At 63.1% G+C, this 26,523-nt stretch carries 24 protein-coding genes; 14 read left to right on the forward strand and 10 right to left on the reverse strand.

The annotated features are described in order from the left end of the window. Window positions 1-397: 397 nt before the first annotated feature. The 9 genes from IL252_RS10030 to IL252_RS10070 all read right to left on the reverse strand — a co-directional run bounded on the left by IL252_RS10030 (window position 398) and on the right by IL252_RS10070 (window position 10,193). Window positions 398-1,108 carry a hypothetical protein gene (locus tag IL252_RS10030; RefSeq protein WP_244257024.1) on the reverse strand — a complete coding sequence of 237 codons (711 nt, stop codon included), beginning with the start codon at window positions 1,106-1,108 and terminating at the stop codon, window positions 398-400. A gap of 23 nt (window positions 1,109-1,131) precedes the next feature. Next, window positions 1,132-1,563, reverse strand: coding sequence for a hypothetical protein (locus IL252_RS10035; RefSeq protein ID WP_244257036.1), 432 nt, complete (start codon window positions 1,561-1,563; stop codon window positions 1,132-1,134). A 14-nt stretch (window positions 1,564-1,577) separates the two neighbouring features. Beyond that, the gene (locus tag IL252_RS10040) at window positions 1,578-2,480 is read right to left on the reverse strand and encodes a hypothetical protein (protein ID WP_208627893.1); all 903 of its coding nucleotides are present in this window, start codon (window positions 2,478-2,480) and stop codon (window positions 1,578-1,580) included. Next, a complete protein-coding gene (locus IL252_RS10045; RefSeq protein WP_208627894.1) occupies window positions 2,474-3,052 on the reverse strand; it encodes a hypothetical protein in 579 nt (192 codons plus the stop codon). Before IL252_RS10045 ends, IL252_RS10040 begins: the two co-directional genes overlap by 7 nt. Before the next feature lie 2 nt (window positions 3,053-3,054). Continuing rightward, window positions 3,055-3,477, reverse strand: a complete 423-nt coding sequence (locus IL252_RS10050; RefSeq protein ID WP_244257038.1) for a hypothetical protein — start codon at window positions 3,475-3,477, stop codon at window positions 3,055-3,057. A gap of 432 nt (window positions 3,478-3,909) precedes the next feature. Further along, window positions 3,910-5,949, reverse strand: coding sequence for a type II secretion system F family protein (locus tag IL252_RS10055; RefSeq protein ID WP_208627895.1), 2,040 nt, complete (start codon window positions 5,947-5,949; stop codon window positions 3,910-3,912). Then, window positions 5,946-8,441 (reverse strand): type II/IV secretion system ATPase subunit, encoded by a 2,496-nt coding sequence (locus tag IL252_RS10060; RefSeq protein ID WP_208627896.1) that lies wholly within the window; start codon window positions 8,439-8,441, stop codon window positions 5,946-5,948. Before IL252_RS10060 ends, IL252_RS10055 begins: the two co-directional genes overlap by 4 nt. 109 nt (window positions 8,442-8,550) lie before the next feature. After that, window positions 8,551-9,702 (reverse strand): pyridoxal phosphate-dependent aminotransferase, encoded by a 1,152-nt coding sequence (locus IL252_RS10065; RefSeq protein WP_208627897.1) that lies wholly within the window; start codon window positions 9,700-9,702, stop codon window positions 8,551-8,553. Then, complete coding sequence (locus IL252_RS10070; protein WP_208627898.1) at window positions 9,699-10,193, reverse strand: Lrp/AsnC family transcriptional regulator; 495 nt, start codon at window positions 10,191-10,193, stop codon at window positions 9,699-9,701. Before IL252_RS10070 ends, IL252_RS10065 begins: the two co-directional genes overlap by 4 nt. Before the next feature lie 100 nt (window positions 10,194-10,293). Here IL252_RS10070 and IL252_RS10075 point away from each other — a divergent pair, with 100 nt between their 5' ends. The 6 genes from IL252_RS10075 to IL252_RS10100 all read left to right on the forward strand — a co-directional run bounded on the left by IL252_RS10075 (window position 10,294) and on the right by IL252_RS10100 (window position 14,828). Next, on the forward strand, window positions 10,294-10,614 hold the full coding sequence (locus IL252_RS10075) for a hypothetical protein (protein WP_153553443.1): 321 nt from the start codon (window positions 10,294-10,296) through the stop codon (window positions 10,612-10,614). Between the two features lie 61 nt (window positions 10,615-10,675). Next, window positions 10,676-11,266, forward strand: coding sequence for a thioredoxin family protein (locus IL252_RS10080; protein ID WP_208627899.1), 591 nt, complete (start codon window positions 10,676-10,678; stop codon window positions 11,264-11,266). Between the two features lie 47 nt (window positions 11,267-11,313). Continuing rightward, entirely contained in the window at window positions 11,314-12,111 is a 798-nt protein-coding gene (locus IL252_RS10085; protein ID WP_208627900.1) for a BtpA/SgcQ family protein, read from the forward strand. Between the two features lie 91 nt (window positions 12,112-12,202). After that, a complete protein-coding gene (locus IL252_RS10090; protein WP_208627901.1) occupies window positions 12,203-12,868 on the forward strand; it encodes an O-methyltransferase in 666 nt (221 codons plus the stop codon). Window positions 12,869-13,001: 133 nt separating this feature from the next. Continuing rightward, complete coding sequence (locus IL252_RS10095; RefSeq protein ID WP_170094147.1) at window positions 13,002-13,604, forward strand: chemotaxis protein CheC; 603 nt, start codon at window positions 13,002-13,004, stop codon at window positions 13,602-13,604. Window positions 13,605-13,673: 69 nt separating this feature from the next. Further along, window positions 13,674-14,828, forward strand: a complete 1,155-nt coding sequence (locus IL252_RS10100; protein WP_170094148.1) for an acyl-CoA dehydrogenase family protein — start codon at window positions 13,674-13,676, stop codon at window positions 14,826-14,828. 45 nt (window positions 14,829-14,873) lie between these two features. Here IL252_RS10100 and IL252_RS10105 read toward each other — a convergent pair whose 3' ends face one another. Then, window positions 14,874-15,593: a DICT sensory domain-containing protein gene (locus IL252_RS10105; RefSeq protein WP_170094149.1), complete on the reverse strand. Its 720-nt coding sequence runs from the start codon at window positions 15,591-15,593 to the stop codon at window positions 14,874-14,876. 233 nt (window positions 15,594-15,826) lie between these two features. Here IL252_RS10105 and IL252_RS10110 point away from each other — a divergent pair, with 233 nt between their 5' ends. The 8 genes from IL252_RS10110 (at window position 15,827) to acs (ending at window position 26,512) form a co-directional block, all read left to right on the forward strand. After that, window positions 15,827-17,728, forward strand: coding sequence for a 2-oxoacid:acceptor oxidoreductase subunit alpha (locus IL252_RS10110; RefSeq protein WP_208627902.1), 1,902 nt, complete (start codon window positions 15,827-15,829; stop codon window positions 17,726-17,728). 3 nt (window positions 17,729-17,731) lie between these two features. Continuing rightward, window positions 17,732-18,670: a thiamine pyrophosphate-dependent enzyme gene (locus IL252_RS10115; RefSeq protein WP_208627903.1), complete on the forward strand. Its 939-nt coding sequence runs from the start codon at window positions 17,732-17,734 to the stop codon at window positions 18,668-18,670. Between the two features lie 73 nt (window positions 18,671-18,743). Next, on the forward strand, window positions 18,744-19,172 hold the full coding sequence (gene lrpA1, locus IL252_RS10120) for an HTH-type transcriptional regulator LrpA1 (RefSeq protein ID WP_153553435.1): 429 nt from the start codon (window positions 18,744-18,746) through the stop codon (window positions 19,170-19,172). Window positions 19,173-19,207: 35 nt separating this feature from the next. After that, on the forward strand, window positions 19,208-20,698 hold the full coding sequence (locus IL252_RS10125) for a DHH family phosphoesterase (protein ID WP_208627904.1): 1,491 nt from the start codon (window positions 19,208-19,210) through the stop codon (window positions 20,696-20,698). Between the two features lie 45 nt (window positions 20,699-20,743). Continuing rightward, complete coding sequence (locus IL252_RS10130; protein WP_208627905.1) at window positions 20,744-21,610, forward strand: CBS domain-containing protein; 867 nt, start codon at window positions 20,744-20,746, stop codon at window positions 21,608-21,610. Window positions 21,611-21,663: 53 nt separating this feature from the next. After that, window positions 21,664-23,367 (forward strand): methylmalonyl-CoA mutase, encoded by a 1,704-nt coding sequence (locus tag IL252_RS10135; protein WP_208627906.1) that lies wholly within the window; start codon window positions 21,664-21,666, stop codon window positions 23,365-23,367. A gap of 54 nt (window positions 23,368-23,421) precedes the next feature. Next, window positions 23,422-24,264 carry a hypothetical protein gene (locus IL252_RS10140; protein WP_208627907.1) on the forward strand — a complete coding sequence of 281 codons (843 nt, stop codon included), beginning with the start codon at window positions 23,422-23,424 and terminating at the stop codon, window positions 24,262-24,264. Between the two features lie 250 nt (window positions 24,265-24,514). Next, window positions 24,515-26,512: an acetate--CoA ligase gene (gene acs / locus IL252_RS10145; protein ID WP_208627908.1), complete on the forward strand. Its 1,998-nt coding sequence runs from the start codon at window positions 24,515-24,517 to the stop codon at window positions 26,510-26,512. Window positions 26,513-26,523: the final 11 nt, after the last annotated feature.

The following is a 26,523-nucleotide window of genomic DNA, read 5'->3' on the forward strand; positions in this document are numbered from 1 at the left end:
GTAGCGTGGCGACGGCGTCGCCGACTGATAGCCGGTCGGCCATTTCAGGAACTCCGAGGATGTCTAGACACAGCACAAGCGCCGTTCGAACGGAAGGGGAACGGAGCCCCCTCCGCGGCAAGCACGCGGAGCGCGCGCGTGTTTCGAGACTATCGTCATCATGAAAGCCCGACGGCTCCTTCGGCCGACAGCGGTCCGCGGGACCTCAACTGTACGAGGACTTTTGATTGCGCAATCACTCTTAACTCCGCTTCTTCTCTGAACACGATCTTCTTCGGATAGTTCCGCAAATCGTCTCTCACTCAGATTAGTTCCGACAAAGCAGTGTCTCCGTTCACGGAATCGTCTGAACCAATGCCGATTCCGAGAGATCTATCCGAAGTTGACTGCTTCCGCCTCAGTTTACCGTCGTCTCGACGATTGTATTATGGACGACCACTCGTTCGATTCCATCACATGTGTAGCGACCGTCTGTGCCGCTCCACTTTGTAAGCTCTGACTCGAACAGTCGGTTCCAAGCGTCGGGGTACTCCGTGCTACGGACATTGATGGTCACGTTCTTGGTGTTCTTGTCGGGACGAAGCGGCGTGATTGACTCGCGGTTCTGTGTGACCGTTCGAACCATTACGGGACCATCGCTGCTCTGACTCACTTGTCCGCGGACTTCGATGAGCGATGCATGAGCCGTGTCGCTTCCACAGCGGAACGCCGGCGTTCCCGTGATTATCGTGCCCCTCGATTCTTTTCGGAACGTCGCACCAGTAGTGTAGATCAATTGTGTGTCACTGTCAGTCCGACGAACGAAACTTCCGACCGGAACAGTTTCATTAGTGTAGCTATCGTCGTCGTATCCGATTTCGACGCGTATCTTCGAGTCGGTGGTCTGAAGTCGATCACCGCCCAGCTCTAATCGTTGGACATGCTGGGGGGAACCGTCGTTTTGAATTTCTCTAACACCCATCGCGAAGTCGCTCATCGACCGTTCTGCCGTATTTGCCTGTGCACTGTCACGGATGTTTTCAACGGCGTCGATACCGTAAAGGCCAGTAAACCCGACTGACGTAATGATAATGGTAAATACCAGTGTAAACGCCAGTGTGTCGGACACAGCTCGATCAGTCCCACTCATGACTATGGATCCCTCAATTCGATGCACGATTCTGAGACGTCGAAAGCGATGGTGATCTCGCCGCCGTCGACGGTACTCTCACATATACTGGTCTGGTTCTCAAAGCGGTAGAGTACAGTCAACTCGGACTCTCCGGTCGCGTTGAGGTACAGAGTTGACTTTGGTGAGCTCGGTTCTAGAATCACGTCGTAGGTCCGTCCCCCAATCCTTGTTGGATGGCCCGTCGTATATGCCACGTCCGCGTCGAGGCTATCAGTGTTGAACTGATCCATTTTGACGAGTTCGCTCGTGACAGCTCCGCCGATGTTTTCTAGCCCATTCTCTACCACGTACGAACGCTGATCGTCCAGTAACCCTCCGGCACCTACGAGTAGGCCAGTGATCAGGATAGCTGAGATACTGATTGTCAATGCATGCGTGACTGCTGGGGTCACTGCACGATTGTCCATCATGATCCCATATCCCTTGCGGCAAAGGTTCGGTTGTATGCTATCGAGGGACTGCGGTACTGGTAGTCGATACCGGGATAGAGGATTCGTTCGTCGGGGGTGCCTACAAAGTTACCCGCCTTTACAGAGCCGCCGACGACACCAATCTCGTATCCTCCATCGTCTACTCTGTTTCCTTTGTTGAATTTGATCGTGTACGGTCCGTCGAACACATCAGTAAACGAGGTGAACGAACAGCTACCAGTTCCAGTGACTAAATTCAGATCGATGTCGCTACTATCTGACTTCGTGCAAACTGAATTCGTTGACGACGGTGTTTCGACGACGATATCGATATCGTCAGGCCCTGGTCCTGCAACTGGCACTCCGTTGAGTCGGAGTTTCCACTCGTCACCAGCAGCATTGCTAACAACAACTTCGAACGACTCTCCACCAGTCTTGACTGACGATTCGTTGAGCCAGAAACGTGAGACTCTATCCGCGTCGGTAACGAGGTCCCAATCGGGCCGTCTGGGACTCGTTTGTTTCCGATAGTCTCCGCTTGACTGCGTCACCACGGTCTCGTTGATCGACGCCGCTCCGTTGACGGTGACGTTCGTGTATGTCGCGCCTCCTGTGGCAGTCATATTGTACGAGTAATTCTGGTAGGTCGAAACGTTCTTTCGAAATGCTTCCAAGAACTCCGAGTCATCAGTTCCGGCACGCACTCTGGTCGCTAGCCCCCCGAGAGCTGCCCGCGTCTCCGCTTCTGTCTGTGCGGCTCGGTCGATTGCATCGGTTTGGGAGTCCGATGCCGTCGAGTCGGCGTACTGGAGATCGTTCATTTGGATGACGACACCGACGACGACGACCGAAAAGAGGATTGCTCCAATGAGTAGGAGTTGGCCACGATTGGCTACCATACGACTATTCGCACCTCCACAATGTTGTACAGCGGGGACTCCGTGTCGACATCTGGGATCTTGAACGCTCCTTCTCCGATCTCATATCCTGGTGTCGTACAGCCATCACCGAACTGAATCTGCTGATCGTCGTAGAGGGTAATTCGCTGGGTCGCGACGGCAGTACTCCGTCCCGGTGCAGCGAGTGCCTGATTCTCGCTGGTAGAGATGACACGCTCTGTGCGATCGTCGACGGACCTGTTCCAGTAAGTTAAGTAAATGTTGTAATTCCGGTTTTGTCTGTCGAAGGTATGATTAAGCATCCGCTCGAACCGTGCGTTCTCGTCACTGTTGACCGCACCGTCGACGACACTCTTGTCTGCTCCCCAACAGCGGATAACCTGGGACAGCGCACCCGTTTCGGCTCCAACGGTGAGTACGTCCTCGCTCTGGGTGGTGAGTTGTTCAGAGACCCTATCTTCTGAGCTCTGTAACTGTCCAGTATCCACTGCTTGGAGTCCGATCAAAACAGCAGTTACAACGACGATGGCCCCGATCGTCCCCTCTAGCGTATATGCCTGTCCTCTGTCCATGATTACCAGACCCTGACGACCAGTAGACAGTTGCTCGAACAGATCGTGTTCTCGTCTTCGAGGGTGACTGCTCTGGCCGTACTAGCTGCCCCCTCCTGATTCTGGTACGCTTCTCCCCACGTCAAATCGTCTGACACTCCGGTGGCTGGGCTCTGGGTACCGTCTGCAAGCGAGTCGCTGCCGACGATCGTAACGTTGACCGAGAAGTTGACGCGCCGCTCTGTGGCTACGTCGAGACCGGCAGCCGCACGTAACCCGTCCAGTGTGTCGGTATCTGCATTCAACGATTGTTCTATGCCGTCAGATGAGTCGAATCGTAAGACGTTGTCTCTGTGTTCGACGCTGTAGTTCTCGACTACGTAGGACGCGACTCGATCTGCAGACTCCTGTGTGTCTCCGCTGACCGGTCGGTCGTAGGTCGTCACGACGCTGCTCTGGACGAAGCCGAATGTCGCAATAATTGTCACTAACAGCACAGCCACTCCGACTGCGAAGTCTTGGGGTGTCTGTCCGCGGTCGTTCGCCGGCTTATAGTTTCGTATTGACAATCTTACTTCCCCCGAGTATACCTGCACTCTCTCGTATTGTCACGAAATCGTCTAATTCACAACTGCCACTCGTCGTAGCCGTCCCACCCGACGAATACCATCCAAGATGGTCCGTGATCCCCGGGCAGTGGTGTTCTACAGTGTTTGACATTTTCTATCCTCGATATACGAAAGTGATCGGTGTCACGCGCACCCCAGACGATGCGACTGGATTAGTTCAGAATTTACCTCGTGGGGCATTAGTGTTTTGCTACTGTAGGGATGTAAAACAGTACGACATACTCAATCACCAGCTGTAGGTGCAGGTCGCTATCCCACCGCGATCCAGGTGATCAGTGCGATCGTCGGCAGGATCACCGCGAACTTCACTCCCGAGATGATGTTCACGTCCCGGATGTACCCCGCGATGAACGACGAGAGGAGCGCCTGCAGCGTGACGGCGTGGAAGAACAGCAGCGAGAGCAGGTCCGTGTCGACGTTGCCCCCGAAGCTCTGCCCGGTCGCACCACTGCCGCCCGCACTGGCCGCGCTCTCGGACAGTCCCGCCATCACGTCGAGGAACTGCGTCTTCAGCAGTGCCATCACGCCCAGCAGCGTCAGGTACGTCATGAGGATGATGACGACCTGCATCCGGGTCCGGGCGATCCGCTCGCGGTCGATGTCGTCCTGATTCTCCGAGGCCTGTGCGGCCGTCGAGAGCACGTTCTGGATCTGGCTGGACGCTTCCTGTGCCTCGCTGATGAGCTTGACCGTTCGGGCGAGTCGCGGGACGTGGTACTTGTTGTTGAACTCTCTGAGGGCGTCTTTGAGGCTGGTACCGTAGTTGACCTTCGCGTGCATGATCTCGAACTCCTCCGAGAGCTTGCCTCCGGACGTCGTCGAGACTACCTGCACGGACTCCAGCAGCGTCATCCCCGTGTCGTTCGCGCTGGCGAGTTTCCGGAGGTTCTCCGAGAGGCTGCCGATGATCGTCTTGCGCGAGCGGACGTTCCACTCGTGGAAGATCGCCAGCGGGAGCAGGTTGATGTACAGTGGCACGTACACCCAGAAGAACGTCCCGAGCACTGGTCGTGCGATCATCCCGTCGAGACTCATCGGCGCGAGATCGAACACGACGACGAGGAGCAACGCGACGATCGTCACGGGGACCGTCACGCCCAGCACGAACAGCGGGTGATCGCGGAAGAACAGATCCGGGCGCTTGAGCACCTGCATGAACTCGTAGGTCCCTTCGCGGCTCTTGATGCGGTCGAAGATCGTGTACTGGCCGGTGTAGTTCTCGACCAGTCCGAGGTTCAGAAAGCCCAGTCCGTCGTCGACGACGAAGTCGTCGTCCTTGCCGTCGGGCCGCAAGTAGCCGTCGCCGACCTCGTCTCGGGTCACCGTCGAGACGAGCACGAGGAAGCCGGCACCGGTCAGCGGGATCAGCCCGTAGACCGTGCCATAGAGGAGCCGATTCTGCGCGTCGCCCATCATCGACATGATGACGAGGATGATGATGAGCAAGAGCGGAAACAGCGACAGGGTCATGTACATCTCCCCGAACAGCTCGAGGGTGTCCAGCATCTTCTGCTGTTCCTGCTTTGCGGTCCGCATGTGCTTGTCCTTCTGGTCTTCGAGGAAGGAGGTCATGTCCCCGCCGGAGTTGATGATCGAGAGCATGTCGGTCAGGAACTGCGAGAGTTCGTCCGAGGGCGTCTCGAGTGCCTGATTGCGGATCGCGGTCCGGTAGTCAGTGTCGAAGTACTCCGTCTCCAGCACGATCGACTGGAACTCCTTTGCACACTCTCCGTAGGTGTCGTCGGCCTTCGCCATCGCCTGGAGGATCTCCAGTTGGTTGAGCCCCCCGACCGACAGCGCGTACATGAACGAGATCGAGTCCGACAGCAGGACGTTGACCTCTCGCTCGCGTGCGCTGGCCCGGAAGTACGGGATCGAGACCAGCGATCCGAAGCCGATACCGAAGCCGATGACACCGAACACCAGCCCGGTGACCAGGATCAGCGCTGGAATCTTGATCACGTCGAGCACGGCCGAGACTCCCTCTGGCACCGGAATTCCGATGAACGTCGGTGCCTCGGCTCCCGTCCCGCCCAGCAGGAAGGTGACGCCGAGGTAGCCGATCAGCGTGCCCACGAGCCACAGCGCCAGTCCCGAGATGACGCCGATCGCCAGCGCGCGTGCGAGGAACATCTCGACGTTGTCGGCCATTCGGGCCTGTGCGAGCTTCTTCTCGACGTTCCTGACGAAGTCGCCGTCCTCGTTGAACAGCCACTGGAAGAGGGGGTAGAACGTGTCCCCGAGCGCCCCACCCGAGAGCTGTTGCTGGCCGCGCGTGTCGAGGCTCATTCGCCTTCGGCCTCCGCGCCGGCTTTGGGTACGAACTGTCCGAAGTCCACCTCCTCGTCGTCCGTCTGTTCGCTGTCCTCGTCGCCGCTCATCAGCGCCGAGACGATGTCCGGCGTCTCACGCTCCTGGAACTTCTCGAACAGCGGACCGGCGTTGTCGAGGATGTCGGCGGTCTCGTCGAGCATCTCCGGTGGTGCCTCGGGTCTGGGGACCATCTCCTCTTTGGCTTCGTCGATGTCGATCTTGACCGACTCCATCTCTCGGAGGTCCTCCAGCGAACTCTCCAGGTCGTCGTTGGCGATCAGCGTGAGGATCGTTCCGGGATCGTTGATGAACGCTTGGATCGTCGCCGCCACCTGCGTGTACGTGTTGAGCCCGTTCTCGATGAGGTGGGCCAGCACGACCTTGCGCTTGAACAGCTCCTCGTCGAGTTTCTCCTGGGTCCACCCGCGGTCGAACTTGATCTCTTCGAGGGTGTTGGAGTTGCCCATCTGGATGTACTCGTCGGTCTCGGCGCGCCACTCGTAGACGTCACGGACGTTGATCTCGTCGTTCTCGGCGGAGTACTCGTTGATCTCGGTCAGAGTCTTGTTTCGGCGGACCTTGTTGCCGTCGACGCGGGTCTGGGTCTGGATCGAAACGAGGTCCAGCGCGGTAAACAGCGTCTTCGAGACGTTGATCGGATCGGTGGTGAACCGCTTGATGACCTCGCCGACGGAGTCGGCGTGGAAGGTGGTGTAGGTTGTGTGGCCCGTCGACATGACCTGAAAGAGGACACGCCCTTCCTCGCCGCGGATCTCGCCCATGACGATGTAGTCCGGGCGCTGGCGGAGCGCGGCCTCCAGTAGATCGAACTCGTCGACGTCGCCCTTGTCGTCGTCGCCGAAAGAGGGTCGGGTGACGCTGGCGACCCAGTTGCGCTGGGGCAGTTCGACCTCGCGGGTGTCCTCGATGGAGACGATCTTCGAGTTCGACGGGATAAAGAGTGAGACGGCGTTCAGGCTGGTCGTCTTCCCCGACGCGGTCCCGCCAGCGAAGATGAGGCTCTTGTTGTTCTCGATACAGAGCCAGAGAAACGCCATCTCGTCGAGCGAGAAGGTGTTCCAGTTGATGAGGTCGATCGGCGTGAAGGGAACGTCCTTGAACTGCCGGATGGTGTAGTTCGTCCCGTGATCCGAGACTTCTCGCCCGAGCGTCAGCTGCGCGCGCGAACCGTCCGGCAGGGTCGCGTCGACCTGGGGCTGGCGCTTCGAGATGCCCTTGCCCGAGCGCTGGGCGAGCTTGACGACGAAGTCGTCGAGGCTCTCGCGACCGTGCTCGACGTTCGAGATGATCTGTTCGTAGTCGGTGTGGTAGACGAACACGCGCGAGTCGTAGCCGTCACAGGAGATGTCCTCGACGTTGATGTCGTGTTTCACCGGGTCGATCTTCTGGTAGCCGATGAAGTCCCGTTTGAGGACGTACAGCAGCTTCTCGACCTGGTACTCGGAGAGCTGCTCGGGATCGTCTTCGAGGACGGCCGGCTCGGGTCGGGCACTGATACCGTCGAGCTGGCCGGTCCCGACCGCCTGGTCCTCGACCTCCATGCCCAGGAACTCTTTGAACTGATCGAGCACGCCGAGTTCGGCGCTGCCCACGGGGCCGCTGTACAGATCGTAGCGATTCAGCAGCTGCTCGGCCTCTCGCTGGATCACGTCGGCCCGGTCGGCCTCCGATCCCTGGACGATCACGTCGTCCTCTGAGTACTTGATCGCGGTCTTCAGCTTGTTCGAGAGGAACCCCTTGAGGTTGTCCTCGATCTCGTTGTGGTAGGGCTCGATGACGTAGTACTTCTTCTCGTTTTCCTTCCGAGAGTGGAAGATGATCACGCAGGCGTAGGGCTTGTTGACCCAGTAGCGCTCGATCTCACTGAAGTGCGTCTTCTTCTTCATCGGGACCGCCTTCTCCAGATCGTAGCGGTTGACGACGGTCGTGTGCCCCTCCTGTGTCGAGAAGAAGGCGTCTTCGTCCAGTTCCGGATTGACGTCGACGGTCCGCTGTTCGACGAGGTTGTCCAGCAGGTCGGCGGCCCCGCTGGCTTCGGACAGCCGGTGCTCGACTTTTTCGGGCTCGAAGCCGAGATGCTCGGCGGGGTCGAACGGGATCTTCTCGCCGTCGCCGTCCGTGGGCGGCGTACTGTCTTCCTCGTAGTAGTACTCTTGCTTGAAGTGTTCCCACGTGTAGACCCCTTTCGTGACCGGCGTCGCCTCCGGGTCGACGTAGGCGTCGAAGGGCTGTTTCAGCGTCTTGGCGTTGCTCGCGGCATCTGTCAGTACCGATTCGATGTCGTTCGGGTCGAATCCCAAGTACTGACTTCGATCGAACCGACCACCACTGTGGTGGTCTCGCCGAAGATCTTCCCAGGTGTACTCACCGACCACGGCCGGCGGATCCTCGGTCACCTCTCCCCGAGTGACTTCGGATCCGCTCCCCCCCGTGTCATCAATTGCCATTGTGTTTCCTCTGCCCCTACCGGTGAAAAAGCTTTACGGCATCGATGGTGGTCGCTGATACTCGGCCCGCCGTCGCCACCGCGATGCCAGCGGCCCGATCGCGGGAGCGCTACTGGTCGGCGAGGAACGACTCGATTCGGTCCATCGCCGTCTTCAGGTCCGACATCCCGGTCGCGTACGACACGCGGAGGTGACCGTCCCCGCCCACGCCGAAGGCAGAGCCCGGCACGACGGCGACCTGTTCGGCTTCGAGCAACGCCTCGGCGAACGCGTCCGCGTCGTCCCAGGGACACTCCGGGAACGCGTAGAACGCGCCCTTGGCCGTAAAGCAGTCCAGCCCCATCTCGTCGAACCGCGAGAGGACGAACTGTCGGCGGCGGTCGTACTGCTCGCGCATCTCCCGGAGTTCGTTCTCGCAGTTGTCCAGCGCCTCGATCGCCGCGTACTGTGGCGTCGTCGGGGCCGACAGCATCGTGTACTGGTGGATACGGTTCATCGCCGCGATCGCCTCGGGCGGGGCCAGCGCGTATCCGAGGCGCAGGCCGGTCATCGCGTACGCCTTCGAGAAGCCGTTGAACACGACCGTCCGCTCGCGCATCCCCGGGAGGGTGGCGATCGACGTGTGGTCGTGCTCGTAGGACAGCTCCGAGTAGATCTCGTCGGCGAACACGAGCAGGTCGTGCTCTCGGGCGAACTCGGCGACCGGGCGCAGCTCCGCCGCCGTCATCGTCGCCCCGGTGGGGTTGTTCGGATAGCAGAAGATCAGCGCATCGGCCTCGGCCGCGCCGCTGTCTTCCAGGACCTCGCGGGTGAGCTTGAAGTCGTCCTCGACGCGCGTGGGCACGTCGATCACGTCGGCACCGGCGAAGGTGACCCCTGGTTTGTAGGAGACGTAGCAGGGCTGGGCCACGGCGACCTGATCGCCGGGGTTCAGCAGTGCGCGAAAGGCCAGGTCGACGCCCTCGCTGGCCCCGGTCGTCACGAGGATCTCCTCGTCGGGGTCGTAGTCGAGGTCGTACCGCTCGGCCACGTCGTCGGCGATTCGCTCGCGCAGCTCTCGCTTGCCGCGGTTGGCGGTGTAGGAGGTCTTGCCCTGTTCGAGCGAGGCGATCGCGGCCTCGCGGGCGCTCCACGGCGTCGAGAAGTCCGGCTCGCCGACGCCGAGCGAGATGATGTCGTCCATCTCTTCGGCCAGCTCGAAGAACCGCCGGATTCCGGAGGGCGGCACTTGATCGACGCGGTCGGCTGGCTCGAACGTCATGGCGAGATCGAGAGCCGATCGTCGTCGTTGCCGTCGCCGAACTCGACGCCCTGTTCCTTGTACGACTCCATGATGTAGTGTGTCACGGTCTGAGTGATCTCGGGGATCGGCGCGATCTTGTCGCTGACGAAGTGTGACACCTCGCTCATCGAGTCGCCTTCCACCTCCATGTCGAAGTCGTAATCTCCGCTAATCAGCCGTAGCGACTTCACCTGCGGGAACTTGGCGATCCGCTCGGCGATGTCGATGTAGCTGGTCTCGCGGTCCAGCGTGACGTTCAGTTCGACGGTGGCACGCACGGGCTCGTCGCCCTCCTCGACGGCCTCCCAGTCGACAATCGCCGTGTACCCCTTGACGACGCCCTCGGATTCGAGTTCGTCGACGATACGCTCGACCTCCGGCTCGGTCAGGCCGGTCTGGCGGGCGATGTCCGCGTTCGACTGGCGGGCGTTCTCGCGCAGGACCGCCAGCACGTCCTTCCGATTGCTCATACGTATACCCGCGCTGGGGTCGACTAAAGCGTTGCTACACCGTGGTGGGTCGACACACACGCTCGGACACGTTTATCTTATTCCAGACCGACGACCGGATATGGACGGCCCCGACAGCGACGACACCGCGTGGCACGTCGTCGCGGAGCACGACGACGCTGCGGCACTGATAGACACGCTCCTCGAACTCGACCCCGATGCGTCGTTCACGAAGACAGAATTGAGCGATCGGGCGGACGTACCGCTCAAGTCGCTGTACCTCAACGGAACGCTGGACGCGATCACGGAGCTCGGCCTGCTGGAGAAGCGCGAGCGCGACGGCGAAGAGCCGCTGTACTCGGTCGCCGCCGACAGCGACGCCTTCGCGGCGGCCCGGTCGTTCGGCAACGTCACCCGGGCGGCGGCGTCGACGGAACCGTAGCGACTGGCGCATCGGGACGCTGGCGAGGTTTCTTACGCGGTCCCGACAAACCCTCGGTGAGATGGTCGCACTCGATTCGGAGGACGACGTTCTCCAGCGTGGCGACGAGGCACCGGCCTTCGAACTGCCAGGGACGGACGGCGAGACCTACACCCTCGACGGGTTCGCCGACCGCGAGGCGCTGCTCGTCGTGTTCACCTGCAACCACTGCCCGTACGCACAGGCGAAGTTCGACGAGCTGAACCGCCTCGCGGCGGAGTACGACGAGGTCGCCGTCGTCGGGATCAGCGCCAACGATCCCGAGGAGTACCCCGACGACTCCTTCGAGAGGATGCAGGAACTCGTCGACGACGGGACCGTCGACTACGACGCCTACCTCTTCGACGAGTCCCAGGAGACGGCGGCGGCCTACGGCGCTCGCTGTACGCCCGATCCGTACCTCTTTGCCGACGACGGCGGGACCTTCCGGCTGGCCTACCACGGTCGTCTCGACGACGCGACGAACCCCGACGACGAGCCCACCGAGCGCGAGATGCAGGCTCACATCGAGACGCTGCTGGCCGGCGAGGAGATCACGGCCGAAGCGAAGCCGTCGCGTGGCTGTTCGATCAAGTGGAAGCCGGGCAACGAACCCGACTACTGGGACGCGTAGCTCGGGTCGTCCAGCGCCCTTTTCTCCCGCCCAGTCGAACGACGGGCATGACCGAAACTGCACTCGGAGCGATCCGACCGCTCGTCGGGATGGTCCACCTGCCGGCACTGCCCGGCGCGCCCGGCTTCGAGGACCGGGAGACAGTCCGGGAACACGCGCTGGCAGACGCTCGCACGCTTGCCGACGTGGGCGTCGACGCGCTGGTCGTCGAGAACTTCGGCGACGCGCCGTTCTACCCCGACGACGTACCGCCCCACGTCGTCGCCGAGATGACGGCGGTGACGCGTGCGATCACCGACGCCGTCGACTGCCCCGTCGGCGTCAACGTCCTGCGCAACGACGCCACGGCAGCGGTCTCGGTCGCCGCGGCGGCCGGTGCCGACTTCGTCCGCGTGAACGTCCACACCGGCGCACGCCTGACCGACCAGGGTATCGTCGAGGGACGCGCCCACGAGACAGTCCGCCTGCGCGAGCGCATCGACGCAGACGTGTCCATCCTCGCCGACGTGGCGGTCAAACACTCGGCCCCGCTGGCAGCACGTGGCGTCGCCGAGATCGTCGCCGACACGATCGAGCGCGGTCACGCCGACGGGGTCGTCGTCTCGGGGACTGCGACCGGGAGCGAGGCCGACGCGCCGGACGTGGAGACCGTCGCCACGGCTCGGGACGCCGTCGACCCGACCGTGCCGGTGTTCGTCGGCAGCGGCGTGACGAGCGAGACGGCCGCTTCGCTGCTCGACACCGCCGACGGGTTGATCGTCGGGACAGCGCTCAAAGCCGGTGGGGCAGTCGAGAACCCGGTCGATCCCGACCGTGTGGCGGAACTCGTGGCGGCGGTCCGCTGAGCGGTCCCACAGGTCACTCGAATCGGTCTGTTCCGTGGTCAGCCGGAACCGGTAGCGGACGCTTTTTACCGTCGCTGTCGAACGTCGACACATGTCTGAGGACCCGCTGCCCGACGTGACCGAGGAGTTTGCGCGAACGCTGGCACCCGGCCGCGACGACGTGATCCGTGCGATGGACGAGCGCGCCGACCGCGAGGGCTTTCCCACCGTCGGCCCGGCCGTCGGCGGGTGGCTCCGGCTACTCGCTCGCGCCGTCGATGCGGAGCGCGTCTTCGAGTTCGGCTCTGGCTACGGCTACTCGGCGTACTGGATCGCGTCGGCGATCCCGGCGGACGGCGAGATCGTCCTGACAGAGATCGACGCCGACGAACTGGACGACGCACGTGAGAACCTCGCGGCCGGCGGGTTCGAGGACCGAGCACGCTTCGAACACGGCGACGCCATCGAGACCGTCGACGCGTACGACGGCCCCTTCGACCTCGTGTTGATCGACAACGAGAAGGACCGCTACGCCGAGGCCTTCGAGGCCGTTCGCGAGAAGATCCCGGTCGGTGGCATCGTCGCCGCCGACAACGCGATCGAGGCCGGCCCGCTCGACTTCGAGGACGTGCGCGCACTCCTGGCGGGCGACGCCGTCGACGCGACCGCGTCGAGCCACGGGATCGCCGACTACCTGGCGACGGTCCGAGACGACCCCGACTTCGAGACCAGTCTGCTCCCGCTGGGCGAAGGAGTGGCCGTCTCGATCCGGATCTGATCGGACGGCGGTCGGACGCACTGCGGTTCGTCCCCGCTCGGTTCCGGATTCGTTCCCAATTCTCGTCTCCGAAAATGGGGGTACATAGCTTATGTGTGAGGCCGGGTAACCCCTGTCCAACGATCGACTACTCATGAGCCTGATGATCGATATCCGGAAGCTGGGGCTGTTCAACAAGATGGCCAAGGAGGGCGGTAACACCGTCGCGAACCACCTGAGCCAGATGACCGGGATGGAGACGGAGATGGAGATCACCAAGATCAACTTCATCGACATCCCCGACATCAAGACCCACATCGGCGACGAGCGCCAGATCGGGATCTCGATCCGGATGCTCGAACCCCCACACGGCTACATCCTCTTCCTGTTCAACGCGGAGAACGCGAAGAAGCTGGCCAGCGGGATGATCGGCGACATGGGCGAGACCAGCGACGCCACCGACGGCTTCACCGACATGGAGCGGTCCGCGATCCAGGAGATCGGCAACATCATGACCAGTGGCTTCATCGACGGCTGGGCGAACGTCCTGGAGACGACCATCGACATCTCGACGCCGAACTTCACCTTCGGCCCCGGCAGCGGGATGGTCGACGAACTCGTCGGCGACCGCGAGACCGACATGGCGCTGATGTTCGACTCCCGCGTTCACGCCCTGGAGTCAGACATCAACGTCAAGGTGTACACGTTCCCGGAACTCGAAGAGCTGGTCGAACTGATGCAGGAGATCGAAGTCTAGGGCGTAAACCTCACTATCGTTTGCCGGTGTTCCACGAGCTATTTGGGAACGCGGCCCGTGATACTGTACATGGATCTCCTAGAAGAGACAGTCGTTCCCGAAGAAGCTCGGGACATCAAGCAGGAAGCCCGCGAGTTCGCAGCCGAACACATCGAGCCGAACGCCGCAGAGTACTACGAGCGCGGCGAGTACCCGGTCGACATCCTGGAGCAGGGGATGGAGGCCGGGCTGGTCGCACAGGACATCGGCGAGGAGTACGGCGGGCGCGGGCTCTCCCTCCAGCAGGTCCTCGCGATGGCCGAGGAGTTCTACAAGGCCGACGCCGGCATCGCCCTGACCCTGCAGCTCGCCAGCTTCGGCGCGGAGATGCTCGAAGACCACGGCAACGAGGAACAGAAAGAGGAGTACCTTCGTCCGGTCGCGGAGAACGAACAGCTCACCGGCCTGGCCGTCTCGGAGCCCGAGACCGGGAGCGACATGGCCGGGATGCAGACGACGGCGGAGAAAGACGGCGACGAGTACGTCCTCAACGGCGAGAAGTACTGGATCGGCAACGGCGTCGAAGCCGACTGGGTCACCGTCTACGCGAAGACCGGCGACGACCCCAACAACCGCTACGGCAACTACTCGCTGTTTATCGTCCCGACCGACACCGACGGCTACGACGCCGAGCACATCCCGGAGAAGATGGGCTTCCGTGCGTCCAAACAGGCCCACATCGTCTTCGACGACTGCCGAGTTCCCGAGGAGAACGTCATCGGCCACGAGGGCGCTGGCTTCTACATGCTCGCGGAGTTCTTCAACCACGGGCGCGTGATCGTCGCCGGCCACGGCCTCGGGCTGGCCGCGGCCGCCATCGAGGAGGGCTGGGACTTCGTCCACGACCGCGAGGCCTTCGGCAAGTCCGTCGACGAGTTCCAGGCGGTTCAGCACAAGCTCGCAGACATGCGCATGGAGTTCGAGTCCGCCCGAGCGCTCACGTGGCGCGCGGCCGACAAGGTGGCTAACCAGGAGAACGCGGGATTCTGGGCGGCCATGGCCAAGACGAAGGCGACCGAAGTGTCGACCCAGTGTGCCGAGAAGGGGATGCAGCTCCACGGCGGCCGTTCGGTCCTGACCGAGAACCGGATCTCTCGGGTCTACCGCGACGTGCGCATCCCGGTCATCTACGAGGGCGCGAACGACATCCAGCGCAACCTCATCTACAGCCAGACGCCCCAGTAGCGCGTCGCGTTTCCGAGCCCCAGTTTTCGTTTTCCGGCCGTCCGCTCACTGCTCGACGTAGCCGTACGTCGAGCGCAGGTGTTCGAGGATCCAGTCGACGGTGTCCGCGTCGTACGTCCAGAAGCCGTAGAACTCTCGCGGAGCCCGTTCCTCTGCCAGCAGCGCGCACTTCTGGCCGTCGTCGCCGCCGCCGTCGAAGACGACGAACCACGATTCTTCGATCTCGGTCGCACGCTCGATGTGGAGCGTGAAGTTGTCGGTCTCGGGGGGCTCCTCGTCGGGCGCGGCGTAGGCGTGGACGTCTACCGCGCCGTCGCCCAGCTGCTCGTACCTGTCGAGTTCCCCGGCCAGCGTCGACACCGTCTGGAAGCCGGCGTGTAGCGAGCCACGACCGACGCGGAACGCCCGGTCTTCGATCTCTCTGGTCGCGGCCATCATCTGTCCGATGCTCCAGGACGTGAACATCGTCTCGTCGAGTTCGTCGAGGATCGGACGATACGGGCTCTGTTCGACGCCGATGGGCCGGTCGTTTCGGGCGAGTCGATCGGTGAACTGTTCGAGGCTGGCCGCCGCGATCACCCCGTCCTCGTCACTGAGAGTGACGAACTCCCCCGGCCGTCCACTGACCGTCTCCTCGGCCGTGACGGCGACGTTCCGGTCGGAAAACTGCTGTCGAAGATCGGCGGCCGCGTCATCTCCGGCGTTGAACACGATGAGTCGTTTCTCGTGGTCTTCGACCCCGGCGATGAGTTCCGAAAGCGACATTGAGTCTATGATTGTAAGGGTCCGGGTCGGCTTAGGGGTTGTGCCTCGTCACCGTCTGCCCGTTGTTCATGGTATTCCGTGTGCTAGCTGACCACTTGACATGTCGAAAACGGCCATTTGAGTGGCATCTGCGTGACGTTCATGATTAATGGGGTGCGACGTAGTGGAAAATCTTTAGTCACGGCCCTCCAACGGTGGATATACGGCTTCCCAACTGGGGCCGATGATCTCAAATGACAGATAATGAACTAATCTGGCGAATCGCTGGCGGTTCCGGTGACGGGATCGACTCGACGAGCCAAAACTTCGCAAAGGCCCTGATGCGCTCGGGACTTGACGTTTTCACGCATCGTCACTATCCCTCGCGCATCCGAGGCGGCCACACGTTCGTAGAGGTGCGCGCGAGCGACGAGGACGTACGCTCGCGCGGTGACGGCTACAACTTCCTCCTCGCCCTCGGTGACTCCTTCGCACGGAACCCACAGGAAGAAGCGTACTACGGTGAGGAGGAAGTCAAGCCGCTCTCGGAGAACCTCCACGATCTCCGAGAGGGCGGCGTCATCGTCTACGACGAGGGACTCCTCGACGAGGACGCCATCGCCGAGCTGAACCTCGAAGCGCGTGCCGAGGAGAACGACTGGCACGTCTACCCGATGAACCTCCGCGAGATGGCCCGCGAACACGGTCGCGAGGTCATGCGCAACACCGCTGGCGTCGCCGTCACGGCGGCGCTGCTGGATACGGACCCGGCCTTCTTCGAGGAGCTCATGCGAGAGAACATGTCGGGCGACATCCTCGAAGACAACCTCGCGGTGCTCGAAGACGCCTACGAGCGAGCCGAGGAACTCGAACACACTCACGACCTCACGATGCCGGAAGCGGAGGACCACGACGACGAGCAGGTCCTCCTCTCTGGGTCGAACGCCATCGCCTACGGTGCGCTCGACGAGGGCTGTCGCTTCATCGCGGGCTACCCCATGACGCCGTGGACCGACGTGTTCACGATCATGTCCCAGCACCTGCCGAAGTTCGGCGGGATCTCCGAGCAGGTCGAAGACGAGATCGCCGCGGCGGCGCTGGCACTCGGTGCCAGCCACGCTGGCGTCAAGTCGATGTCCGGCTCTTCGGGCGGCGGGTTCGCGCTCATGAGCGAGCCGCTTGGCCTCGCCGAGATGACCGAGACGCCGGTCGTGCTCGTCGAAGCGATGCGCGCCGGCCCCTCGACCGGGATGCCGACCAAGCCCGAGCAGGCCGACCTCGAACACGTCCTGTACACGAGTCAGGGCGACTCGGCTCGCGTCGTCTTCGCACCCGCAAACATCCGGGAGTGCTACGACCAGACGCGAGCGGCCTTCCGGATTGCCTACGAGTACCAGATCCCGTCGATCGTGATCTACGACCAGAAGCTCCAGGGCGAGCTTCGCAACGTCGACGAGAGCTTCTTCGACCGCGAGCCAAACGCCGACCCCGGCTCCGTGCTCACCGAAGAGGAGATTGCCGACGCGGCTCACCACGCTTCGGGCAAGTTCCAGCGCTTCCAGCACGAACCGGAGGACGGCTCCAACGTGAGCCCGCGCTCGGTGCCCGGCCAGAAGGACGGTCGCTACCTCGCGACCGGCAACGAACACAACCCGTCTGGCCACATCAGCGAGGACCCCGACAACCGGATCGCACAGATGAACCGTCGGCTGGACAAGCTCGACGACATCCGTGCTGACCTGGACGAGAACACGTCCCACCAGACCTACCACGGTCCGGAGGACGCCGACTACGGCATCCTCGTGTGGGGCAGCCACCAGGACACCGTCTTCGAGGCCGTCGACCGTCTCAACGACGACGGCCACTCGGTGAAGGCACTTGGCGTCTCCGATATGGCACCCTACCCCGTCGAAGAGGTCTCGGCGTGGCTCGAATCCGTCGACGAGGCACTCGTCGTCGAGATGAACGCCAGCGCACAGTTCCGCGGCCTCACGCAGAAAGAGATCGGCCGCTTCGGTCCGAAGCTCTCCAGTCTGCTGAAGTACAACGGGAACCCGTTCGAACCGGCAGAGATCGTCGAGGGCTTCGAGACCAGCATCAACGGCGAGGATCTCGCCGCGAGCAACATGAAGTACCTCCCAGCGGCAGGTGACTAAGCTATGAGTGCATTCTCAGCAATCGGCGACGAACGCGAGGTTGACCGCGACGAGTTTACGCCCGGCATCGAACCACAGGCGACGTGGTGTCCCGGTTGTGGCGACTTCGGCGTCCTGAAGGCGCTCAAGCAGGCCATGCCGGAAGTCGGCCGCAACCCCGACGAGGTCGCGCTGTTTACCGGTATCGGCTGTTCGGGCAAGCTCAACAGCTACTTCAACAGCTACGGCTTCCACACCATCCACGGGCGCTCGCTGCCCGTCGCACGTGCGGCGAAGCTCGCGAACCCCGACGTCGAGGTCATCGCGGCCGGCGGTGACGGCGACGGCTACGGGATCGGCGGGAACCACTTCATGCACACCGCCCGCGAGAACCACGATATGACCTACATCGTGTTCAACAACGAGATCTTCGGCCTCACTAAGGGCCAGACATCGCCGACCTCCCCGAAGGGCCACAAGTCAAAGACCCAGCCCTCGGGCTCGGCGAAGTCCCCGATCCGCCCGCTCAACCTTGCGCTGACCTCCGGTGCGACGTACGTCGCCCGGACCGCGGCGGTCAACCCCAACCAGGCAAAGGAGATCATCGCGGAAGCGATCGAACACGACGGCTTCGCACACGTCGACTTCCTCACCCAGTGTCCGACCTGGAACAAGGACGCGAAGCACTACGTCCCGTACACGGACATCCAGCAGTCCGACGACTACGACTTCGACACCTCGAACCGCGAGGAAGCCCAGAAGATGATGTTCGAGACGGAGAACAAACTCTACGAGGGCGAAGTCCTGACCGGACGCTACTACGTCGACGACGAGAGTCCGTCCTACCAGGAGGAGAAGCAGGCCACCGGTGAGATGCCCGAAGAACCGCTCGCAGAGCGGTACTTCGACGAGGACTACGAGTGGGAGCGCACTGCCGACTCCCTGCTCGAACACCACAAGTAACGCCGCTCGGCGGGACTGCATCCTCGTTTGTGGATTCGGAAGGTATTTTTTCGTCCGTAGCAAAGAAACGTCTATGAGCGTCGATTCTACGGAGCGCCGCATTCTCTCTGTCCTGGAGGACGATGCACAGGCATCGTACGCGGAGATCGCCGAACGGGCGGACGTTTCGAAACCGACCGTTCGCAAGTACATCAACAAACTCGAAGACGAGGGCGTCATCGTCGGCTACTCGGCCGACGTGAACCCCAAGAAGCTGTCGAGCCAGTCGATCGCACTGGTCGGGATGGACGTCGCGAGCGACTGCTACGTCGAGGTGACTCGCGCACTCTCTGCGATCGACGCCGTCGAGTCGCTGTACACGTCCAGTGGCGACCACATGCTCATGGCGGAAGTGCGGGCCGCCGACGGCGGCGAAGTCGGCGAGATCATCGAAGACGAGATCCTCTCGACGGAGGGCGTCACGGCGGCACATCCCTCCTTCCTCCAGGAGCGGCTCAAGTAAGTGGTTTTTAGACGCTCCATCGCTCACTCTCGCGTATGACTTCTCGCCTGGTGTTGGGGGCGGGGCCGCTCGTCCGGTCACTGCTCGACGAGCTGACAGCCGGCCGTGGCGAGGTGACGGTCCTCACCGAGGACGAACACCGGGTCGACACGCTCCGTACGGACGCGGTCTCGGTGCAGTTGGCGGATCCGGCCGACCGCTCGGTGCTGTCGTCGCTTGACCCGACGCCAGAGACGGTGTTCGTCGCTGTCGGCGACGCCAAGCGCAACGCAGCCGTCGCGCAGGCGGTGCGATCCGTCTTCCCGTCGGCGATGCTCGTCGCCTACAGCGGGCTGGAGACCGATCCGGCGGTCGACGAGGCCCTCGAACGCGCCGCCGACCGGGTCGTCGATCCCGGTGCGGCGATCACCGACCACCTCATGGAACGCGTCGGCGAGGCCGGTCTGCGGACCCGACAGCTCCAGCGCGTGTTGCGCGACGTGGACGGCACGCTGGCGGTCGTCATGCACGACAACCCGGACCCCGACGCCATCGCGAGCGGGGTCGCGCTGTCGCGGCTGGCACAGGCCGTCGGCTGTGAGACGGAACTGTGTTACTACGGCGAGATCACCCACCAGGAGAACAGGGCGTTCGTGAATCTGCTGGAGTTCGATCTCCAGACCCTCGACGCCGACGCGGATCTCGACGCGTACGACGGCTTCGCGCTGGTCGATCACTCCCGTCCCGGGGTCAACGACCAGCTCCCGCCCGAGACGCCCATCGACATCGTCGTCGATCACCACCCGCCGCGTGCGCCCGTCGAGGCGCGATTCGTCGACCTCCGGAGCGACGTGGGTGCCACCAGTACGCTGCTCGCCGACTATCTCCGCCGATTCGACTCGCTCGTCGAAGAGGCGGTCGCGACGGGACTCCTCTTTGGCATCAGCGTCGACACGCGCGAGTTTCGACGCGAGGTGTCGGTCGACGACTTCGAGGCCGCGGCATACCTGCTGCCACACGCCGACCTCGACATCCTCCAGCGTATCGAGGACCCGAGCATGAGCGCCGACACGCTCGATACGATCGGACACGCGATCGCGAACCGCCAGCGGGAGGGATCGGTGCTGCTGAGCTGCGTTGGCGAGCTCTCGGATCGGGACGCGCTCGCGCAGGCCGCCGACCGGCTGCTCGATCTCCAGGGGGTCAACTCGACGCTGGTCTACGGCGTCAAGGACGGAACGATCTACGCGTCGGCACGCGCTCGCGGGACCGAGATCGACCTCGGCGAAGTGCTCCGCGAGGCGTTCGGCCAGATCGGCAGTGCAGGAGGCCACGCCGACATGGCCGGTGCCCAGATCACGCTGGGCGTCCTCGAATCCATCGAGGACCGCGACGAGTCGCTCCACGAGGTCGTCCGCGCCGTCGTCGACGACCGGTTCCTCGACGCGGTCCAGGCCCGCCCCAACCACCTCCTGAGCCCGGTGTACACGGCGTCGCGCTACGGGGCCACCGACGAGTATCTCGACGTCGAGGACGGCGAGGAGTGACGGACCGCCGGGGCCTTTTTCCCCCGTGGTCTCGTCCCCGAACTCATGGAAGCGGACGGCGAACCACGGGTCCGGGAGTACATGACCAGCGACGTAGCCACGGTCTCGCCCGACGATACGGTCGAGGTGGTGGCCCATCGAATCGCCGAGAGCGACGAGTACAGCGGGTTTCCGGTGTGTGAGGGGCGTCGTGTCGAGGGCTTCGTCAGCGCCCGAGATCTGCTGCTGGCCGAGGACCACGAGCCGATGTTTCGCGTGATGAGCGACGACATCCTCGTCGCCCACCCGGAGATGGGCGTTCAGGACGCGGGGCGGGTCATCCTCCGGTCTGGCATCCAGAAGCTCCCGGTCGTCGACGACGCGGGCCACCTCGTCGGCATCATCTCGAACGCTGACGTGATCCGTTCGCACATCGAGCGCGCGACGCCGAACAAGGTCGACAAGCTCACCCGGACCCTGGAGTCGATCCACGACGTGTCCGCGCGGGACGAACGGCGCGAGGTCGTCATCGACGAGCTGGTACCGACACAGGGGACCGTCTACGCGGACGAACTGGAGGGACGGACCTACGAACTCAAACGCGGACTCGCAGAGCCGCTCGTCGTCATCGACAACGGTGGGATCCAGCCGCCCGATCAGGCGACCGTCACCGAGTTCGCCGACGGCGAGGGCCCGGAGCAGACCCGTGAGCTGTTGCTTGCCGACGGCCACCACCGAGTGAAAGCGGCCGAACAGCTGGGCGTCGAGGAGATGGACGCCTACGTGATCGTGCTGGACGACCCCGTCGACCTCGGGATGGCACGCACCGCCGACGACGCAGACCTCACTTCGATCAGCGACATCGAGGTGGTCGATTACGCGCGCCACCCCCTCGTCGAGACGACCGAACGCCTCCAGGGCGAAGACGAGTAGGATCCCCCCGGCGCGTACAAAACTTATTGTCACACGAAGTCAACGAATACAGTATGTACGACGAGGCCGACCTGGCAGCCATCCGGGAGGCGAAAGCCGACTGGGAGGCCGAGACGCTCGATCCAGTACTGGACGCCTACGGCGAGCGAGCCGAGCGGTTCGCCACCGTCTCGAATCGCGCGGTCGACAGGCTGTACACGCCGGCCGACGTTGCCGACCTCGACTACGAGCGTGATCTCGGCTTCCCCGGCGAGGAGCCCTACACCCGCGGCGTCTATCCGACGATGTACCGTGGCCGCCAGTGGACGATGCGCCAGTTCGCCGGCTTCGGCACGGCTCGGGAGACCAACGAGCGATTTCAGTACCTGATCGACGAGGGCCAGACGGGACTCTCGACGGCCTTCGACATGCCCACGCTGATGGGGATCGACTCGGACGACCGCATGGCCGAGGGCGAGGTCGGCAAGGAGGGCGTCGCCGTCGACACGCTCCGGGACGTGGAGATCCTCTTCGACGGGATCGACCTCGCCGAGATCTCGACGAGCTTCACCATCAACCCCAGCGCGCCCGTCATCTACGCGATGTACGTCGCGCTCGCGGACCGCCGCGGCGTCGACCGCACGGAGCTTCGTGGGACCCTTCAGAACGACATGTTCAAGGAGTTCATCGCACAGAAAGAGTGGGTCGTTCCCCCGGAGCCGTCGCTGCGACTCGTGACGGACGTGATCGAGTTCGCCACCGAGGAGACGCCGTCGTTCAAGCCGGTCTCGGTCTCGGGCTATCACATCCGCGAGGCCGGATCGACCGCCACGCAGGAACTGGCTTTCACGCTCGCCGACGGCTTCGCCTACGTGGAGGACTGTCTCGATCGAGGCCTCGACGTGGACACGTTCGCCCCGCAACTGTCCTTCTTCTTCAACGCGCACAACTCGATCTTCGAGGAGGTCGCGAAGTTCCGGGCCGCGCGGCGGATCTACGCGCGAGTCATGGACGAGTGGTACGACGCGAGCGAGCCGGCCGCCAAGCAACTGAAGTTCCACACCCAGACCGCCGGCCAGTCACTGACCGCCCAGCAGCCGCTGAACAACGTCGTCAGAGTGACCATCCAGGCGCTGGCCGGCGTCCTCGGCGGGACCCAGAGCCTGCACACGAACAGCTTCGACGAGGCACTCGCTCTGCCCAGCGAGAAGGCAGTTCGGGTCGCCCTGCGAACCCAGCAGATCATCGCAGAGGAGTCCGGTGCGGCCGATATCGTGGACCCGCTGGGCGGGAGCTTCGCCGTCGAGGCCCTGACGGACGAGATCGAGGCCGACGCGATGGCGTACATCGAGCACATCAGGGACGAACTGGGCGACGGCTCCATGCGAGCGGGCGTCCTCGCGGGGATCGAAGATGGCTACTTCCAGCGGGAGATACAGGACGCCGCCTACGAGTACCAGGAACGCGTCGAGGACGGCGAGGAGACCGTCGTCGGCGTCAACGCCTACGCGGTCGAGGAAGAGACCGAACCCGACCTCCTGCAGGTCGAGGACCGCGTCCAAGAGCAGCAACGCGAGCGCCTCGCAGATGTACGGGCCGAACGCGACGACGAGGCCGTGACGGCGGCACTCGCCCGCGTCCGAGAGGCGGCCGTCGGCGGCGAGAACGTGATGCCCGCGATCGTCGAGGCCGTCAAAGTGGAGGCGACGATGGGCGAGATCATGGGCGTCTTCGAGGACGAGTACGGGAGCTACCGGGAGACGATCGGGGCCGCGTGACGCGGTCGACTGCCACCCGGAAAACTTATTCGTTGCCGATAGGTCGTCGGTGACATGAAGCCCGCTGGCGCACTCACGACCGGTATCGACACCCTCCGCCGACAGCCCCAGATCGTCGCGATCCTCTTCGCGTTCTCGCTGCTGAGCACCGGCCTCTCTGCTGCCCAGTTCGTCAACCCACTGCTCGCGTATCCCGCGACCGGCGTCGTCTATCTCCTGCTGCCCTTCCTCGTCGGCGGACTCGTCGCCTACGTGGCGGCGTCGATGACGGAGACCCCGTCGTTCGGTCAGTTCCTCGCGGCTGGCCGAGACCACTACGTCGGCCTCCTCCTGGGCGGACTGCTCCTCGGTGTCGTCACGCTCGTCCTCTACGTTCTCGTCGCGATCGTCTTCTTCGTGGCAGTGGTTCTGGTGTTCGGGTTCGCGCTCAACGCCGGGCTGGGGACCGCGACGCTTCTGGTGGTCGCGCTCCTCTCGCTGGTCGGTTTCCTCGTCGTCCTGGTCCCGTGGTTCCTCTCGCAGTTTTTCCCCGCCGCGATGGTGTTAGACGGCGACGGAGTGGCCGACTCGTTCCGCCGGAGCCTCTCGCTCGTTCGCTCGAACGTCGTCTCGGTGCTCGGTTTCGACCTGCTGGCGTTCGTGATCGGTCTGTTCGCACAGCTCCCGACGGCGTTCCTGTTCTACACCAGCTTCGACTCGATGGCGATGGACGCCCGGTCCAGCACCGGGATGGTCTCGATCTTCGACTACATGTCGACCACCGAGGCCGGGCTCTTTCTCGGTTCGAGTCTCGTGATCAGCACGGCCGTCGGCTCGGTCATGTACACGTACTACGTCGCCTACTACCGTGAGATCGGCGACGCGTCGTCGGCGGCGACCGCCACGACCAAGCTGTAACGGCACTCGAAACTCTCGTCTTTGCTCTCCAGTGAGCGTTCGCCTCTACTGGACCGACGCCGGCTTTTGACCGGAGATACCGTCGGTTGCGCCGCAGGTGTTTCAGAGTGGTAAGGTGAATGGCTTCGCGGTCCCTGCCTGCCATTCGTTCGTCCCTGGGAAACGAGATGCCAGTATCTATACAGATCATGTCGCTTGGAATAACTTAATACGGTTCCACTGTGAGCACCAGCATGAGGTATATTTAATCATGCCAGATGAGGGACCCGAACTCGAGGCACGCCTGACGGAGCAAGAGTACTTCCGTCCGCCGACCGACTTCGTCGGCCAGGCCAACGTCACCGACCCGGAGATCCACGAACGGTTCGACGAGAACTACCCGGAGGCGTTCGAGGAGTACGCCGAACTCCTCGACTGGGACGAACACTGGGACGAGGTGCTCGACGACTCCAATCCGCCGTTCTACGAGTGGTTCACCGGTGGGAAGCTCAACGCGTCACACAACTGTATCGACCGCCATCTCGACGAGCGCAAGAACCAGGCGGCGATCATCTGGGAGGGGACCGACGCCGACGAGAGCGAGACGATCACCTATCAGGACCTGTACAACCGGGTCAACGCGATGGCAGCCTCGCTGCAGGACGTGGGCGTCCGCGAGGACGACGTGGTCACCTGTCATCTCCCGATGCTCCCCGCGCTGCCGGTGACGATGCTCGCCTGTGCCCGCATCGGCGCACCACACTCGGAGGTGTTCGCCGGCTTCTCGGCCCAGGCGCTGGCCGACCGGATCGACTCCGCCGACAGCGACGTGGTCGTCACCTGTGACGGCTACTACCGACGCGGCGAGTTCCTCAACCACAAGGAAAAGTGCGACGAGGCGCTGGACGCCGCCGAGTCCGACGTGGACACCGTCCTGCTGTGGACGCGCGAAGACGAACTCCACCCCGACGTCGAGATCGGCGAGGACGATCCGTACGTGCTGGTCGACGACCTGCTTGCCGACAACGAGCGAGCGCGCGTCGACCCGGTCTCACGTGACGCTGAAGACCCGCTCTTCCTGATGTACACCTCCGGGACGACGGGCCAGCCGAAGGGCTGTCAGCACCGTACCGGCGGCTATCTCTCCTACGTGACGGCCACCTCGAAGAACGTCCTCGACATCAAACCCGAGGACACCTACTGGTGTGCCGCCGACATCGGCTGGATCACGGGCCACAGCTACATCGTCTACGGCCCCCTCTCGCTGGGGACCACCAGCGTGATGTACGAGGACACGCCCGACCATCCCCACAAGGGCCGCATCTGGGAGATCGCCGAGCGCTACGACGTGGACATCTTCCACACCTCGCCGACCGCCGTCCGGATGTTCATGAAGTGGGGCGAAGAGTACGTCCAGGACTACGACTTCGACTTCCGGCACATGACGACGGTCGGCGAACCGATCCAGCCGGAAGCGTGGCTGTGGTACTACAAGTACATCGGCGGCGAGGACGCGGCCATCGTCGACACCTGGTGGCAGACCGAGACCGGCGGCCACCTGATCACGAATCTGCCCGCGCTGGACGACATGAAGCCCGGCTCCGCCGGCAAGGCGGTTCCGGGGATCCAGCCGGCCATCTACGACGACAACGGCGACCCAATCGAACCCGCGTCGGGACGCGCCGGTAACCTCGTCATCGAGAAACCGTGGCCCGGTATGCTCCAGACGGTCTACGGCAACGACGAGCGCTTCATCGAGGAGTACTGGCAGGATTTCTCTGACACCGACTCCGACGATCCCGAGGACTGGGTGTACAAAGCCGGCGACGGCGCGGTCCACGGACAGGACGGCTACTATCGGGTCCTCGGTCGCCTCGACGACGTGATGAACGTCGCCGGCCACCGTCTCGGAACGATGGAACTGGAGTCGGCTGTCGCCGAGGTCGAGGACGTGGCCGAGGCTGCCGTCGCCTCCCGCGAAGACGCCGAGAAGGGAGAGGTGCCGGACGTGTACGTCGTCCTCCGAGACGGCATCGAGCCGAGCGAAGCGGTCCGTGGCCGGATCGTCTCGGCCGTCGAAGACGAGATCGGGAAGTTCGCCCGCCCGGCCAACGTCATCTTCTGTGGCGACTTGCCAAAGACTCGCTCCGGCAAGATCATGCGCCGGATCCTCGAAAACATCTCCAACGGCGAGGAACTCGGTAACACGACGACGCTGCGTGACCCGAGTGTCCCCGAGGAGATCCGCGACCAGGTCCAGGGCGACTGATCGCCCGACCG

The sequence above is a fragment of the Halomicrobium sp. IBSBa genome, from assembly GCF_017612575.1.
Classification (GTDB): Archaea; Halobacteriota; Halobacteria; order Halobacteriales; family Haloarculaceae; genus Halomicrobium.

Excerpts from the sequence above, each read along its gene's own strand:
- IL252_RS10040 (WP_208627893.1), bottom strand. The coding sequence starts at position 2,480 with ATGGTAGCCAATCGTGGCCAACTCCTACTCATTGGAGCAATCCTCTTT.
- IL252_RS10045 (WP_208627894.1), bottom strand. The coding sequence starts at position 3,052 with ATGGACAGAGGACAGGCATATACGCTAGAGGGGACGATCGGGGCCATC.
- IL252_RS10055 (WP_208627895.1), bottom strand. The coding sequence starts at position 5,949 with ATGAGCCTCGACACGCGCGGCCAGCAACAGCTCTCGGGTGGGGCGCTC.
- IL252_RS10060 (WP_208627896.1), bottom strand. The coding sequence starts at position 8,441 with ATGGCAATTGATGACACGGGGGGGAGCGGATCCGAAGTCACTCGGGGA.
- IL252_RS10065 (WP_208627897.1), bottom strand. The coding sequence starts at position 9,702 with ATGACGTTCGAGCCAGCCGACCGCGTCGATCAAGTGCCGCCCTCCGGA.
- IL252_RS10070 (WP_208627898.1), bottom strand. The coding sequence starts at position 10,193 with ATGAGCAATCGGAAGGACGTGCTGGCGGTCCTGCGCGAGAACGCCCGC.
- IL252_RS10075 (WP_153553443.1), top strand. The coding sequence starts at position 10,294 with ATGGACGGCCCCGACAGCGACGACACCGCGTGGCACGTCGTCGCGGAG.
- IL252_RS10080 (WP_208627899.1), top strand. The coding sequence starts at position 10,676 with ATGGTCGCACTCGATTCGGAGGACGACGTTCTCCAGCGTGGCGACGAG.
- IL252_RS10085 (WP_208627900.1), top strand. The coding sequence starts at position 11,314 with ATGACCGAAACTGCACTCGGAGCGATCCGACCGCTCGTCGGGATGGTC.
- IL252_RS10090 (WP_208627901.1), top strand. The coding sequence starts at position 12,203 with ATGTCTGAGGACCCGCTGCCCGACGTGACCGAGGAGTTTGCGCGAACG.
- IL252_RS10095 (WP_170094147.1), top strand. The coding sequence starts at position 13,002 with ATGAGCCTGATGATCGATATCCGGAAGCTGGGGCTGTTCAACAAGATG.
- IL252_RS10100 (WP_170094148.1), top strand. The coding sequence starts at position 13,674 with ATGGATCTCCTAGAAGAGACAGTCGTTCCCGAAGAAGCTCGGGACATC.
- IL252_RS10105 (WP_170094149.1), bottom strand. The coding sequence starts at position 15,593 with ATGTCGCTTTCGGAACTCATCGCCGGGGTCGAAGACCACGAGAAACGA.
- IL252_RS10110 (WP_208627902.1), top strand. The coding sequence starts at position 15,827 with ATGACAGATAATGAACTAATCTGGCGAATCGCTGGCGGTTCCGGTGAC.
- IL252_RS10115 (WP_208627903.1), top strand. The coding sequence starts at position 17,732 with ATGAGTGCATTCTCAGCAATCGGCGACGAACGCGAGGTTGACCGCGAC.
- lrpA1 (WP_153553435.1), top strand. The coding sequence starts at position 18,744 with ATGAGCGTCGATTCTACGGAGCGCCGCATTCTCTCTGTCCTGGAGGAC.
- IL252_RS10125 (WP_208627904.1), top strand. The coding sequence starts at position 19,208 with ATGACTTCTCGCCTGGTGTTGGGGGCGGGGCCGCTCGTCCGGTCACTG.
- IL252_RS10130 (WP_208627905.1), top strand. The coding sequence starts at position 20,744 with ATGGAAGCGGACGGCGAACCACGGGTCCGGGAGTACATGACCAGCGAC.
- IL252_RS10135 (WP_208627906.1), top strand. The coding sequence starts at position 21,664 with ATGTACGACGAGGCCGACCTGGCAGCCATCCGGGAGGCGAAAGCCGAC.
- IL252_RS10140 (WP_208627907.1), top strand. The coding sequence starts at position 23,422 with ATGAAGCCCGCTGGCGCACTCACGACCGGTATCGACACCCTCCGCCGA.
- acs (WP_208627908.1), top strand. The coding sequence starts at position 24,515 with ATGCCAGATGAGGGACCCGAACTCGAGGCACGCCTGACGGAGCAAGAG.